This window comes from Oleiphilus sp. HI0125, assembly GCF_001635355.1.
In genome coordinates, this window is sequence record NZ_LWGF01000090.1 from 1 (window position 1) to 14,020 (window position 14,020).

Sequence of the window (14,020 nt, forward strand, 5' to 3'; positions counted from 1 at the left end):
TTAATTATCTAGAATTTTTATTAATAAACATCTGTAAGATATTGATAAATATATAATGAATGTTCGAAAAGTTGAATTGTTAGGCACAACTGCATGTCATCTATGTGAATTAGCCGTTGATGTAGTTGAGCAATTTAATGAAATGATGAAGGTGCATGACTTTCAGTTAAATGTTGAAAATTTGGATATTGCTTCAAGTGCTGCTTTGGTAGAGGTCTACGGTAATAGAATTCCCGTAATTATTGACTCGGATACCAAGAAAGAATTGGATTGGCCTTTTGATCCTGAAGGCTTGTATAACTTTTTAAGAGAATGCTCGACATAGCTTCGAGCATTATTGTGTACGAACGAGGAAGAGTTGAATGTTGTTTTTATTGTCACCCGCTAAGACGCTTGATTACGAAAATGCTGCATTGACGGATGATTTTACGACTCCAAGAATGCTTGATCATTCAGCGGAGCTAATTGAAGGCGCTAAAAATTTATCTGCAGCAGATGTAAAGGCATTGATGGGCGTCAGTGACACTATTGCTGAATTAAATGTTGAGCGCTTTGCTGCATGGTCTCAACCGTTCAGTCTTCAAAATTCAAAGCAAGCTGTCTATGCCTTTAAAGGTGATGTCTATACAGGGGTAAACGTAGAGACGATGTCTGGTCCACAGGTTGAGTATTTACAGAGCCAAGTGCGGATATTGTCTGGACTTTATGGTTTATTGCGTCCCTTAGATTTAATGCAGGCTTATCGGCTAGAAATGGGCATTAAATTTCAGAATGATCGTGGCCAGAATTTATACAAATTCTGGGGGGCGGAGATCTCTAATCTCCTAAATGAAGACTTAAGTGATTCCGAGAGCTTGGTTATAAATTTGGCGTCAAATGAATACTTTAAGGCAGTAGATAAGAAAGTATTAAACGCGCGGATTATTACGCCAGTGTTTAAGGATCTTAAAAACGGTGCATACAAAATTGTTAGCTTCTATGCCAAGAAAGCACGTGGCTTAATGGTCCGATATGCAGCGGATAAGAATATTACCGATGTAGAGATATTAAAGGGCTTTGACTATGAGGGTTATAGGTTTAACACGGAGCTTAGTGAAGGAGATACATGGGTATTCACCAGAGATGAGCCGCCTAAAGCCAAATAATTAGATTGAAACTATGATGTCAAAACTTCTTGTCCCCCCACGCTGTGCGCGATTAGGCTTGAATATTTTGGGGGGCGCAACGGTAATAGAGTCGATTCATCGCTTTCCTCGAGCTTCTAAAATCGAAGACAAAGAGCTTAATGATTATGCGCCTTTCCGATATTGGGTGAAGGATTTGGTGCGCTCTCTTAATGTTGAGTTAGAAGTGAAAGGTACGCCCTTAGCGCAAGGTAGCTTGTTTTTGGCAAACCATGTGTCATGGGTTGATACGGTTATTTTGAATCATGCTGAGCCTCTTGCTTTTGTTTCTCGTCATGATGTTGAAGACTGGCCATTCATAGGTACATTTACGCGGCGTATGGGGTCTGTGTATGTTGATAGAAGTAACAAGTTTCAGGCCTATCGCAGTATTCCAAAGTTAGAGGACAAGCTTCGCTCGGGTAGATCGGTCATCGTTTTCCCAGAGTCAACAACCTCCGATGGATCTCATTTGTTGCCTTTTTATGGGATGTTTGTTGAGTCAGCTGTTCGAGTTGGTTGTCAGGTTCAACCAATAGCGCTTCGTTATTTTGATAAGTCGGGGAATACGATGCGAGAAGCGGCTTACGCTGGTGATGACAGTTTCGGCGAGACCTTGGTTCGTATTTTAAGTCAGAAGAAAGTCTATGCCTCGATAGAATTTTTAGAGCCAATTGATGCTCTTAATGTCGATCGTAAAGAAGTGCTTCGTATTAGTAGGGATCGAATTGCGCGGGCTTTAAGTCTTTAATTGATTTTGATTGGGCACAAAAAAACCGCTCATTGAGCGGTTTTTTTGTGCCCGCTTGTTACGCAGGATAGTCACGCTTGTCGTAGCCTTTGTAAAGCTGACGAGGGCGACCAATTCGGTAGTTCTCGCTGACCATTTCATTCCAGTGAGCAAACCAACCAATTGTACGAGACATTGCGAAGATCACTGTGAACATCGACTCAGGGATACCGATTGCTTTAAGGATAATGCCTGAGTAGAAGTCTACATTGGGGTATAACTTACGAGCGATGAAGTATTCGTCTTCAAGAGCAATTTGCTCTAGTCGCTTCGCAATCTTGAGAAGTGGGTCGTTCTCTAGGCCTAGTACAGACAGAACTTCTTCGCATGTTTCGCGCATAACTTTAGCGCGTGGGTCAAAGTTCTTATAGACGCGGTGACCGAAGCCCATAAGACGGAATGGATCATTCTTGTCTTTTGCTTTAGCAACGAATTCGTCAATGTTTGCAACGTCGCCAATTTCGTTGAGCATGCTCAACACAGCTTCGTTTGCGCCGCCGTGTGCAGGACCCCAAAGTGCTGCAATACCAGACGCAATACATGCGAATGGATTTGCTCCGGTAGAACCCGCAAGACGAACTGTTGATGTTGATGCGTTTTGTTCGTGGTCAGCATGAAGCATGAAAATACGATCCATTGCGCGAACAATTGCTGGATCAAATTTAACATCGCCAGCAGGAGTGCTGAACATCATGTGCAGGAAGTTCTCTGCATAACCCAAATCATTGTTCGGGTACATGAATGGCTGGCCAATCGAGTATTTGTAACACATTGCGGCAATTGTTGGCATTTTCGCGATTAGGCGGAAGCCGGCGATCTCACGATCTTGTGCTTCAGTAATGTCCATTGAGTCATGGTAAAAAGCAGATAATGCTCCAACGACACCACACATGATAGCCATTGGGTGTGCATCACGACGGAAACCACGGAAGAACTGATTTACTTGGTCGTGAACCATGGTGTGGTTACGAACTGTGGCGCGGAAAGCTTCACTTTCTTCTTTAGTTGGCAGCTCTCCGTGAAGAAGAAGGTGGCATAACTCTAGATAGTCAGAATTTTCAGCAAGATCGTCGATTGCGTAGCCGCGGTGTAAAAGAACACCTTTACCGCCGTCGATATATGTAATGGCTGATTCGCAAGCCGCAGTGGATACAAAGCCTGGGTCGTAAGTGAACAAGCCTTCAGATACGAGGCTTCGTACGTCTATTACGTCTGGTCCAACAGTACCTGAGTACATTGGTAAGTCGATGGTTTTGCCATCTACCAATAACTGAGCTTTCTTATCAGTCATTGTTTTCTCCTATTGCTTGAATCTACCCCGAAATGCGTTTGGCATAGCGGCGTTTTGTATTGTCAGTATTAAGGTGACCGTGTTTTTTATGATCGCCAAAGCGAGTTTAGATCTGATTGTCTATCCTTTCTAAGATTTGCACTAGTGAAGCGAAAGCATAGCTAGCGTAAATGCTAAGGCGAACCACTATAGGGTGTTGGGCAGGATTGTCAATTCCAGTCGGTATAACTAGGCTGAATAACGATAAAATGTGCGTTTGGTTGTGTTTGTTTTAACCCATCAATATAATCCTCGCGCCGACGTCAGAGCTTTGTTTTTCTTAACGTTTTGATTTCGCCATTTTAAAAAATATAAGCGAACTTTGTGATCTGCGTTTTCTATAAGTTCGTTATTGAACATGATGTGTTCATCATCGATTTATTAAAAGAGAGAAGATAGCCGTGGAGAATAAAAGACCAGTCAATCTTGACTTGACTCAGTTTAAATTCCCTTTGCCTGCTTTAACTTCAATCGCGCACCGTATCACTGGTGTTATGTTGTTTGTTGGCTTGGTGTTTTTAATGTATGGGTTGGATTTGTCACTGAGTAGTGAGCAAGGCTTCGCTGAAGCGAAGGCGCTTTTCGATAATGCCTTGGTTAAATTCATCATTTGGGGTGTTGTATCGGCGTTGCTTTATCACTTGGTTGCTGGTGTGAAGCACTTAATTATGGATCTCGGTGTTGGCGAAACGATCGAGGGCGGTGAGCTCGGCGCACAGATCACAATCGTTCTTTCAGTGGTTCTAATCGTTCTGGCGGGGGTTTGGATATGGTAGCTAGTGTTACTAGTTTTGGTCGTAACGGTCTTTCCGATTGGATCATTCAGCGTTTTACTGCAGTCGTTTTGGCTGCCTATACAGTATTTATTTTGGGTTATCTGATTTATAACCCTGAGCTTACTTATGAGCAATGGAGCGGCTTGTTTGCGTGCACTGCGATGCGTATTTTCTCTTTGCTTGCGCTTCTTTGTATTGGTGCTCATGCGTGGGTTGGGTTGTGGACTGTGTCGACGGACTACATGCGTTCGACAGCGGTTCGTTTGAGCTTTCAAGCCTTTTTCGGCGTAGTGTTGTTTGCCTACGTTGTTTGGGGCATTCAGATTCTGTGGGGGTGATTTAACATGGCAGGATTAAGAACATTAAATTATGATGCGATCGTTATCGGTGGCGGCGGTTCTGGTATGCGCGCAGCGCTACAGTTGACAGAATCTGGCGTTAAGACTGCTTGTATCACTAAAGTATTCCCTACGCGTTCGCACACGGTTTCTGCTCAAGGTGGTATCACTTGCGCTATTGCAAGTGCGGACCCAAACGATGATTGGCGTTGGCATATGTATGACACTGTTAAAGGGTCTGATTACATCGGTGACCAAGACGCGATTGAGTACATGTGTTCAGTTGGCCCTCAAGCGGTTTTCGAGCTTGATCATATGGGACTTCCTTTCTCTCGAACAGAAGAAGGTCGTATCTACCAGCGTCCGTTTGGCGGTCAATCAAAAGGGCCTGACAACCCAACTCAAGCGGCACGTACTTGCGCAGCGGCTGACCGTACTGGTCACGCTTTGTTGCATGCGCTCTATCAAGGTAACTTGAAAGGTGGAACGACATTCCTTAATGAATGGTATGCGGTAGATTTGGTTAAGAACCAGAAAGGTGCTGTTGTAGGCGTTATCGCTATCTGTATCGAAACTGGTGAGACGGTATATATCAAAGCGAAAGCGACTGTCATGGCGACAGGCGGTGCTGGTCGTATTTATGAATCGACTACGAATGCATTGATCAATACTGGTGATGGCATGGGTATGGCATTGCGTGCAGGCTTCCATGGTCAAGACATGGAAATGTGGCAGTTCCACCCGACTGGTATTTATGGCGCGGGTACTCTCGTTACTGAAGGTTGTCGTGGTGAAGGCGGTTACTTGATTAACAGTGAAGGTGAGCGTTTCATGGAACGTTATGCGCCGAATGCTAAAGACCTTGCTGGACGCGATGTTGTTGCGCGCTCTATGGTGATGGAGATTCTTGAAGGTCGTGGCTGTGGTCCGAAGAAAGACCACGTTCTTCTTAAGCTTGATCACCTGGGTGAAGAGACCTTGAATTTGCGCCTTCCTGGTATTTGTGAATTGTCGAAGACATTTGCGCACGTTGATCCAGTGAAAGCGCCGGTTCCTGTTGTTCCAACTTGTCACTACATGATGGGTGGTATCCCTACTAACATTGGTGGTGAAGCGATCATGCAGGACTCAAACGGTAACGATCAAATCATAGAAGGTTTATACGCTTGTGGTGAGGCTGCTTGTGTATCTGTTCATGGTGCGAACCGTCTTGGTGGTAACTCGCTGCTTGACTTGGTCGTATTTGGACGCGCAGCGGGCCTACAAATTGAGAAATCTATTCGCGAAGGTCTTGTTCATGACGAGGCTAGTGAGTCCGATGTTGAGCAGGCATTGTCTCGAGTTAATCGCTTGAATAGCTCTACTTCTGGTGAGAGTACGGTTGCTGTTAAAGAAGATTTGCAGCGTACGATGCAGCTTTACTTTGGTGTATTCCGTGAAGGTGAAAGCATGCAGAAAGGTCTGAAAATGCTTGAAGAGATCGGAGAGCGTTTGAAGAACGTACATCTTGAAGATAAGAGTCAAGCTTTCAATACTGCGCGTATTGAAGCGCTTGAGCTTGATAACCTTTACGAAGTGGCAGTTGCTACGGCAGTGAGTGCTGAAGGTCGTAAAGAGAGTCGTGGTGCGCACGCTCGTAATGACTTTACTGAGCGTGATGATGAGAACTGGTTGAAGCATTCCATCTTTAACCCAGTGACCAAGGAATTGACAAAGCGTGACGTGAACTTTGCGCCGAAAACGGTAGAGGCTTTCCCTCCGAAAGTTCGCTCATACTAGGAGTTATCAATGTTAGTTAGTATTTATCGCTACAATCCTGAGAAAGATCAGGTTCCTTACATGGAAGACATCGAAGTCGAGATTCCTGAGGGTAGAGACTTGATGGTTCTTGATGTGCTTCACCTTGTGAAGGCGAAAGATTCATCTGTTGCATATCGTCGCTCGTGCCGTGAGGGTGTTTGCGGGTCTGACGGTTTAAACATGAATGGTAAAAATGGACTTGCTTGTATTACGCCGTTATCGGATGTTGTTAAGAAAGGGAAGTTGGTTATTCGTCCGCTTCCTGGGCTTCCAGTTATCCGTGACTTGGTTGTGGACATGTCTATGTTCTACAAGCAGTACGAGAAAATTAAGCCGTTCTTGATTAATGATACGCCGGCTCCAGCTATTGAGCGTCTACAAACTCCTGAAGAGCGCGAGAAACTAGACGGTCTATACGAATGTATCTTGTGTGCATGTTGTTCAACTGCTTGTCCTTCTTTCTGGTGGAACCCTGATAAGTTTGTTGGACCTTCAGGTCTTTTGCAGGCTTATCGTTTCTTAGCTGATTCTCGTGATACGGCTACACAAGAGCGATTGGCAGACTTGGATGACCCGTTTAGTGTCTTCCGTTGCCGTGGCATTATGAACTGTGTGAACGTTTGTCCTAAGGGATTAAATCCGACACGCGCAATCGGTCATATTCGTGGAATGTTGTTGCAGCGTTCTACTTAATTGTTCACTTGTTGAGCAGCAAATTAAAAGCCGCTTTGTTAAGCGGCTTTTTTTTGCTTAAAAGTCGGTAAATATTTCTCAAATTAATGTAAAAGTCGCTATACTAGACGGGATCTATTGCTCCTTTTTGTTATTTGCTATCCCAATAACGTGAAGGGCAGTTTTAGAGCAGTTTGCTGCTTAAAAGGCGGCGAAGGTGTGTTCAAATACCGGGACGGGGTTATCCCCCCAAACCAAGGAAGTTTCGCAATCGCTTTTTCGTGCTTGTGTTCATTGCTTTTAAGGAAAACTCGGTCCGCATTTGATGCTAACAAGGCGAATATTTAATGCAAGACAACAACATGGAGCTACTCTGGCAGACATCCCATCTGGCCGGTGGCAATTTAGTTTATGTTGAACAACTTTATGACTCTTATCTAAGCGATCCCAATAGTGTGCCAGAAGAGTGGCGTTCTTATTTTGATCAACTTCCTCGTGTCGATGGCTATTCAGCCAAAGACGTACCGCATTCTACGGTACGCGAGCAATTTCTCCATATTTCAAAAAACAAAGCGTTAACAGCTAGCTCTGCAACTCCTGCAAGCGCAGTGTCAGAGCATGATGCGAAGCAAGTTAAAGTGCTTCAGCTGATTAGTGCTTATCGAATTCGTGGGCATCAAGCGGCGTCGCTTGATCCTTTGGGGTTAATGGAGCGTGAGAATGTTGAAGATTTAGATCTCTCTTATCATGGATTGAGTGAAGCGGATTTAGATACAGAGTTTCAAACAGGTAGTTTGGCTTTTGGTCCTGAAACCTTACCACTGAGAGACATTGTCTCAGGGTTAAAACAAACCTATTGTTCTTCAATTGGTGCTGAATATATGCACATCGTTGATACAAAGGTGCGCGCATGGTTTCACGCGCGATTGGAATCCGTACAAGGTAAGCCTGAATATGAAAGAGATACGCGCTTTCATCTTTTAGAGCGTCTTACCGCTGCCGAAGGTTTAGAGAAATATCTTGGTTCTCGTTATCCGGGGACAAAACGATTTGGCTTAGAAGGCGGGGAAAGCTTAATTCCTCTTGTCGATGAGCTGATCCAACGTGCCGGTGGTTATGGCGCGAAAGAGATCGTTATTGGCATGGCTCACCGTGGTCGTCTTAATGTACTGGTTAATACTCTCGGTAAAAACCCCAAAGACCTTTTCGACGAGTTTGATGGCAAGAAGTTGATTGATAGCTCGGGTGACGTGAAATATCACCAAGGTTTCTCATCTAACGTTATGACTCCGGGTGGTGAGGCACACTTAGCCTTGTCATTTAATCCTTCTCACCTTGAGATTGTATCTCCTGTGGTTGAGGGCTCGGTTCGGGCAAGACAAAATCGTCGCGAAGATGCTGTTGGTAATAGTGTGTTGCCGATTATTATGCACGGCGATGCTGCGTTTTCCGGTCAAGGCGTGGTGATGGAGACATTTCAGATGTCTCAGACGCGTGGATACAAGACTGGCGGCTCGATTCATATCGTAATCAATAACCAGGTTGGCTTTACTACTAACAAACGTGTCGATGCGCGATCAACTGAATACTGTACTGACGTTGCTAAGATGATTCATGCTCCAATACTGCATGTTAACGGCGATGATCCAGAGGCAGTATTGTTTGCAACTCAAGTTGCGCTTGATTATCGCAATGAGTTTAAAAGCGATGTTGTGATTGACTTGGTTTGTTATCGCCGTCGTGGTCATAACGAAGCTGACGAACCTTCAGGTACTCAGCCTTTGATGTATGACATAATTAAAAAATTGCCAACTACTCGCACCATTTATTCGAGCAAGCTTGTCGAACTTGGGTTTATTACTGCGGAGCAAAGCAAAAAACTTGAGGATGACTATAGAGCGGCACTAGATAACGGCGAGCATGTAACTCGCAGTTTGGTATTGGAGCCTACCTCTAAGATGCATGTTGATTGGGCGCCTTATTTGGGGCACGAGTGGACCGCTCGTGCGAAAACGGGTGTTGCTCTTAAGACAATACAGAAGCTCGGAAAGAAATTGCAGTCTACACCTGATGGTCTTCCTATTCAGCGTCAGGTGCAAAAAATTATCGAAGATCGTAAGAAGATGGACCAAGGCGCCTTGCCTCTTAACTGGGGATACGGCGAAACGATGGCTTATGCAACATTGTTAAATGAAGGACATGACATTCGTATTACGGGTCAAGATGTAGGTCGAGGGACGTTTTCACACCGACACGCCGTACTTCATAATCAGAAAGATGGTTCGGCTTATATTCCATTGGCAAATTTGAGTGAAGATCAGCCTCGTTTAGAGATATATGATTCTTTGCTATCAGAAGAAGCTGTTCTTGCTTTTGAATACGGCTATTCCACAACTAATCCAAATGCGCTAGTGATTTGGGAAGCTCAATTTGGTGACTTTGCGAATGGTGCTCAGGTAGTGATCGATCAGTTCATTACAAGTGGTGAGCAGAAGTGGGGACGTTTGTGTGGATTAACCATGCTTCTACCTCATGGCTATGAAGGTCAAGGGCCGGAGCACAGTTCAGCTCGTCTCGAGCGATACTTGCAGCTTTGTGCGCAGCACAATATTCAAGTATGTGTTCCAACAACGCCTGCGCAGGTATTTCATATGTTGCGTCGTCAGGTTAAACGTCCTTTGCGTAAGCCTTTGGTCGCGATTACTCCAAAAAGCTTACTGCGTCATAAGGAAGCGATTTCTACGCTTGATGATTTGAGCAATGGAACATTCCAGACGGTCATCGGAGAAGTTGAAGACCTTAACCCTAGGAAAGTGACGTCGGTTATTTTGTGTAGCGGTAAAGTTTATTACGACTTACTTGATTATCGTCGTAATAATGAGATCACAGATACAGCGATTGTTCGTATTGAGCAGCTCTATCCATTCCCTCACGACGACTTAGTTTCCGTATTCAACGAATATCCGAAGCTAAAAGATGTCGTTTGGTGCCAGGAAGAACCACAAAACCAAGGTGCTTGGTATCCAACTCAGCATCGAATGCGCGGAGCTCTAAAAGAAGTCACTGAAAAAGTCTATTTGCGTTATGCCGGGCGTGAAGGTTCAGCCTCACCAGCAGCAGGTTATACCTCTGTTCATGTCGAGGAACAGGCAGCCCTTGTTAAACAAGCTTTCGATAACGAATAAATTTTAAGGATTGGAAATGTCTATAGAAATCAAAGCGCCAACCTTCCCAGAATCTGTAGCAGATGGCACCATCGCTACGTGGCACAAGCAGCCTGGAGAACAAGTTTCTCGAGACGAGTTAATCGTCGATATTGAAACAGATAAAGTAGTACTAGAAGTCGTAGCACCTGAAGATGGTGTTGTTTCAGAAATCGTTAAAGGAGAGGGCGATGTTGTTCTCTCTGGTGAATTGATTGGTAAATTTGAAGCCGGTGTAGCTGGTTCCGAACCTGCACCAGCGGCAGAACCTGCTGCGCAAGTCGCTGAAGATGCAGCAGCTGCATCTGGCGATGTAATCATGAGCCCTGCAGCGCGAAAACTTGTCGACGAGAATAATGTTGATGTATCTCGTGTTGCTGCAACAGGTAAAGACGGTCGTATTACAAAAGAAGATATCGTGAAATATCTGAGTGAAAAGCCTGCTGCAGCGCCTGCATCTGCTCCAGTTGCAGCAGCGCCTGATTCGCCACAGTTTGTTGGTGAACGCCCAGAAAAACGCGTACCAATGACGCGTTTGAGAGCAAGTATTGCACGTCGCTTGCTTGATGCTAGCCAAAATACAGCAATGTTGACGACTTTCAACGAGGTCAACATGAAGCCGTTAATGGATTTGCGAAAGCAGTATAAAGATCTATTTGAGAAAACACACAACGGAACGAAGCTAGGGTTTATGTCTTTGTTTGTTAAGGCCGCGGCTGAAGCACTCAAACGATTCCCTGCAGTGAACGCTTCGATAGACGGTAATGACATTGTTTACCATGGCTATCAAGACATTGGTGTTGCTGTATCAACAGAGAAAGGTTTGGTTGTACCAATTCTCCGTGATGCGGACACTATGAGCCTAGCGAAAATTGAATCTTCGATTAAGGAATTTGGTGGTAAGGCTCGCGATGGCAAGTTAACGATCGAGGAGATGACAGGTGGCACGTTCACTATCTCTAATGGCGGTGTGTTTGGGTCGTTAATGTCAACGCCTATTCTTAATCCACCGCAGACTGCGATTTTGGGTATGCACAAAATCCAAGAACGTCCTATGGCGGTCAACGGTGAAGTTGTGATACTGCCAATGATGTATCTAGCACTTAGCTACGATCATAGAATGATCGATGGTAAGGAAGCTGTGCAATTCTTGGTAACGATCAAAGAGTTGATCGAAGATCCAGCACGTATTCTTTTAGATATCTAATTCAGGCGGGAAAATTATGTCAAATAAATATGACGTTATTGTCATTGGCGCAGGCCCTGGTGGGTATGTTGCAGCGATTCGTGCGGCTCAGTTAGGGCTAAAAACTGCTTGTGTTGAAAAATGGACCAGTGACAACGGAAAGGTTGTTCTTGGTGGGACATGTCTAAATGTTGGGTGTATCCCTTCCAAAGCGCTTTTAGAGTCATCTCATAAGTATGAGGAAGCTAAGCACGACTTCGATATTCATGGTATCTCTGCAGACGATGTTGAAATAGACGTGCCAAAAATGATGGGTCGTAAAGAAACCATCGTTAAAAACCTTACTGGTGGCGTTGGTATGCTCTTTAAGGCGAATGGCGTAACGTCCATTCACGGTACTGCAAAAGTGCTAGCAGGTAAGAAAGTTGAAGTGACAGATAATGATGGGAAGGTTTCAAGCTATGAGGCTGAAAACGTTATTATCGCAACGGGATCTAAGCCTATTGAGATTCCGCCAGCCCCTATAACTGAGGGGTACATTGTTGACTCAACGGGCGCTCTCGAATTCACAGAAGTTCCAAAACGAGTTGGTGTGATTGGCGCAGGCGTTATTGGCCTTGAGCTAGGCAGCGTTTGGGCTCGTCTTGGATCGGAAGTTACGGTTCTGGAAGCTCAGGACACGTTTTTGAGTGCTGTTGATCAACAAATCGCAAAAGAAGCGCTAAAGCAGTTTAAGAAGCAAGGCCTCGATATTCGTCTTAAATCTATGGTTCAAGGTACAGATGTTAAGCGCGGTCTCGTGAACGTTCAGTACAAAGATGCTAAAGGCGATCAAGAACTTAAAGTCGATAAGTTAATCGTTGGAGTTGGTCGAGCTCCTGTTACCGATGGTTTGTTGTCTCCAGATAGTGGTATCAATTTGGATGAGCGCGGTTTTATCTATGTTGATGATCATTGCCAGACTGATGTGCCCGGTGTCTATGCGATCGGTGATGTTGTTCGCGGTCCAATGCTTGCGCACAAAGGTTCTGAAGAGGGCGTCATGGTTGCCGAGCGTATTGCTGGTCAAAAGACGCAGGTCAATTACGATATTATTCCGGGTGTTATTTATACGCACCCAGAACTAGCATGGTGTGGTCAAAATGAAGAGCAGCTCAAAGCTGATGGCGTTCCATACAATGTTGGTATTGCACCTTTTGCTGCAAGCGGCCGAGCGATGGCGACAAACGCGACGGCGGGAATGGTTAAAATTCTTGCGCATGAAGAAACGGATCGCATTCTAGGAGTGCATATCATTGGACCTAGCGCATCTGAACTTATTGCCCAAGCTGTGATCGCGATGGAATTTGGTTCTAGTTCTGAGGACCTTGGTTTGACAATGTTTGCGCACCCTACGCTTTCTGAATCTGTGCACGAGGCGGCTTTAGCTGTTTCAGGACACGCTATTCACGTAGCAAACAGAAAGAAACGCAAATAATACATAATTTAGATTCGCCTATAAGTATAGGTGTTAACTAGGGGCAGGTTTGTGGTGTTAGTCGTACGCCTGCCGCTCACTCATTAATACAACGGAATAAGCTATGAACTTACATGAGTATCAGGCAAAGCAACTCTTTGCTGAGTACGGACTGCCAGTATCACAAGGGTATGCCTGTGATACAGCGGAAGAGGCTGCAGCCGCTGCTGACAAAATCGGCGGCGACAAGTGGGTCGTTAAAGCGCAAGTTCACGCCGGTGGGCGTGGTAAAGCGGGTGGGGTAAAACTCGTCGATAGCAAAGAAGAGATCAAAGCCTTTGCTGAAAAATGGTTAGGCCAAAACTTGGTGACTTACCAGACCGACGAAAACGGCCAGCCAGTGAGTAAGATCTTAGTTGAGTCTTGTACTGATATTGACCAAGAACTTTATCTTGGTGCTGTTGTAGATCGTTCTACGCGTCGCGTTGTATTCATGGCGTCTACCGAAGGCGGTGTTGAGATTGAGACCGTTGCAGAAGAAACGCCAGAAAAAATTCTGAAAGCAGAAATCGATCCTTTAGTAGGTGCTCAACCATACCAAGCACGCGATCTAGCGTTCCAACTTGGTCTCGCTGGCGATCAGATTAAGCAGTTCACGAAGTTGTTTTTGGGGCTCTCTAAACTTTTCCATGATTACGATTTAGCGTTGTTAGAAATCAACCCTCTCGTAATTACTCCTGAGGGCAACATCCACTGCCTAGACGGAAAAATTAACATTGATAGTAATGCGATGTATCGTCAGCCGAAGTTACGTGAGATGCACGATCCTTCGCAAGAAGATGAGCGCGAAGCACACGCGGCTGAATGGGAACTCAATTACGTAGCCCTTGATGGCAACATTGGTTGTATGGTGAACGGTGCAGGTCTTGCGATGGGCACTATGGACATCGTTAAGCTTCACGGTGGCGCTCCAGCAAATTTCCTTGATGTTGGTGGTGGTGCAACTAAAGAGCGTGTAACTGAAGCATTCAAAATTATTCTTTCTGATAGCAACGTAAAGGCCGTATTGGTAAATATCTTCGGTGGTATTGTTCGTTGTGACCTGATTGCAGAAGGCATCATTGGCGCAGTAAAAGAAGTCGGTGTTGAAGTTCCTGTAGTTGTTCGTTTAGAAGGCAACAACGCTGAACTTGGTGCTAAAACACTTGCAGAAAGTGGGCTTGATATTATTGCTGCAACAAGCCTTACCAACGCAGCGGAATCAGTAGTCGCAGCGGCGGGAGGTCAAGCGTAATGAGTGTATTAA

At 45.0% G+C, this 14,020-nt stretch carries 12 protein-coding genes; 11 read left to right on the forward strand and 1 reads right to left on the reverse strand.

Going from position 1 to position 14,020, the window contains the following annotated elements; all coding sequences use genetic code 11:
• Positions 1-55 precede the first annotated feature (55 nt).
• Genes A3762_RS01460 through A3762_RS01470 form a run of 3 tightly spaced genes read left to right on the forward strand, consistent with a single transcriptional unit; the run spans position 56 to position 1,914 of the window.
• Positions 56-325, forward strand: a complete 270-nt coding sequence (locus A3762_RS01460) for a glutaredoxin family protein (protein ID WP_068482132.1) — start codon at positions 56-58, stop codon at positions 323-325.
• A 37-nt stretch (positions 326-362) separates the two neighbouring features.
• Entirely contained in the window at positions 363-1,145 is a 783-nt protein-coding gene (yaaA, locus tag A3762_RS01465) for a peroxide stress protein YaaA (protein ID WP_068753761.1), read from the forward strand.
• A 13-nt stretch (positions 1,146-1,158) separates the two neighbouring features.
• Complete coding sequence (locus A3762_RS01470) at positions 1,159-1,914, forward strand: 1-acyl-sn-glycerol-3-phosphate acyltransferase (protein WP_068753766.1); 756 nt, start codon at positions 1,159-1,161, stop codon at positions 1,912-1,914.
• A gap of 58 nt (positions 1,915-1,972) precedes the next feature.
• Here the strand turns inward: A3762_RS01470 and gltA are convergent, their stop codons facing one another.
• Positions 1,973-3,244, reverse strand: a complete 1,272-nt coding sequence (gene gltA / locus A3762_RS01475; protein ID WP_068482138.1) for a citrate synthase — start codon at positions 3,242-3,244, stop codon at positions 1,973-1,975.
• Between the two features lie 440 nt (positions 3,245-3,684).
• Here gltA and sdhC point away from each other — a divergent pair, with 440 nt between their 5' ends.
• The 8 genes from sdhC (at position 3,685) to sucC (ending at position 14,008) form a co-directional block, all read left to right on the forward strand.
• Positions 3,685-4,059: a succinate dehydrogenase, cytochrome b556 subunit gene (gene sdhC / locus A3762_RS01480; protein WP_068482142.1), complete on the forward strand. Its 375-nt coding sequence runs from the start codon at positions 3,685-3,687 to the stop codon at positions 4,057-4,059.
• Entirely contained in the window at positions 4,053-4,397 is a 345-nt protein-coding gene (gene sdhD / locus A3762_RS01485) for a succinate dehydrogenase, hydrophobic membrane anchor protein (protein ID WP_068473757.1), read from the forward strand. The genes sdhC and sdhD overlap by 7 nt, the downstream gene beginning before the upstream one ends.
• A 6-nt stretch (positions 4,398-4,403) precedes the next feature.
• Positions 4,404-6,176, forward strand: coding sequence for a succinate dehydrogenase flavoprotein subunit (sdhA, locus tag A3762_RS01490; protein WP_068482145.1), 1,773 nt, complete (start codon positions 4,404-4,406; stop codon positions 6,174-6,176).
• 9 nt (positions 6,177-6,185) lie between these two features.
• Positions 6,186-6,890, forward strand: coding sequence for a succinate dehydrogenase iron-sulfur subunit (locus A3762_RS01495; RefSeq protein ID WP_068753767.1), 705 nt, complete (start codon positions 6,186-6,188; stop codon positions 6,888-6,890).
• A 326-nt stretch (positions 6,891-7,216) separates the two neighbouring features.
• Positions 7,217-10,054, forward strand: coding sequence for a 2-oxoglutarate dehydrogenase E1 component (locus A3762_RS01500; protein ID WP_068753768.1), 2,838 nt, complete (start codon positions 7,217-7,219; stop codon positions 10,052-10,054).
• 16 nt (positions 10,055-10,070) lie between these two features.
• Positions 10,071-11,279, forward strand: coding sequence for a 2-oxoglutarate dehydrogenase complex dihydrolipoyllysine-residue succinyltransferase (gene odhB, locus A3762_RS01505; protein ID WP_068482154.1), 1,209 nt, complete (start codon positions 10,071-10,073; stop codon positions 11,277-11,279).
• A 16-nt stretch (positions 11,280-11,295) separates the two neighbouring features.
• Positions 11,296-12,735, forward strand: coding sequence for a dihydrolipoyl dehydrogenase (gene lpdA, locus A3762_RS01510; RefSeq protein WP_068753769.1), 1,440 nt, complete (start codon positions 11,296-11,298; stop codon positions 12,733-12,735).
• 103 nt (positions 12,736-12,838) lie between these two features.
• The gene (gene sucC / locus A3762_RS01515) at positions 12,839-14,008 is read left to right on the forward strand and encodes an ADP-forming succinate--CoA ligase subunit beta (protein ID WP_068482160.1); all 1,170 of its coding nucleotides are present in this window, start codon (positions 12,839-12,841) and stop codon (positions 14,006-14,008) included.
• The last annotated feature ends 12 nt before the right edge of the window (positions 14,009-14,020 follow it).

What these genes read in the sequence shown, in the direction of transcription:
- sdhD (WP_068473757.1), top strand. Translation starts at nt 4,053, where the DNA reads ATGGTAGCTAGTGTTACTAGTTTTGGTCGTAACGGTCTTTCCGATTGG.
- sucC (WP_068482160.1), top strand. Translation starts at nt 12,839, where the DNA reads ATGAACTTACATGAGTATCAGGCAAAGCAACTCTTTGCTGAGTACGGA.
- A3762_RS01460 (WP_068482132.1), top strand. Translation starts at nt 56, where the DNA reads ATGAATGTTCGAAAAGTTGAATTGTTAGGCACAACTGCATGTCATCTA.
- yaaA (WP_068753761.1), top strand. Translation starts at nt 363, where the DNA reads ATGTTGTTTTTATTGTCACCCGCTAAGACGCTTGATTACGAAAATGCT.
- A3762_RS01500 (WP_068753768.1), top strand. Translation starts at nt 7,217, where the DNA reads ATGCAAGACAACAACATGGAGCTACTCTGGCAGACATCCCATCTGGCC.
- sdhA (WP_068482145.1), top strand. Translation starts at nt 4,404, where the DNA reads ATGGCAGGATTAAGAACATTAAATTATGATGCGATCGTTATCGGTGGC.
- lpdA (WP_068753769.1), top strand. Translation starts at nt 11,296, where the DNA reads ATGTCAAATAAATATGACGTTATTGTCATTGGCGCAGGCCCTGGTGGG.
- A3762_RS01495 (WP_068753767.1), top strand. Translation starts at nt 6,186, where the DNA reads ATGTTAGTTAGTATTTATCGCTACAATCCTGAGAAAGATCAGGTTCCT.
- A3762_RS01470 (WP_068753766.1), top strand. Translation starts at nt 1,159, where the DNA reads ATGATGTCAAAACTTCTTGTCCCCCCACGCTGTGCGCGATTAGGCTTG.
- odhB (WP_068482154.1), top strand. Translation starts at nt 10,071, where the DNA reads ATGTCTATAGAAATCAAAGCGCCAACCTTCCCAGAATCTGTAGCAGAT.
- gltA (WP_068482138.1), bottom strand. Translation starts at nt 3,244, where the DNA reads ATGACTGATAAGAAAGCTCAGTTATTGGTAGATGGCAAAACCATCGAC.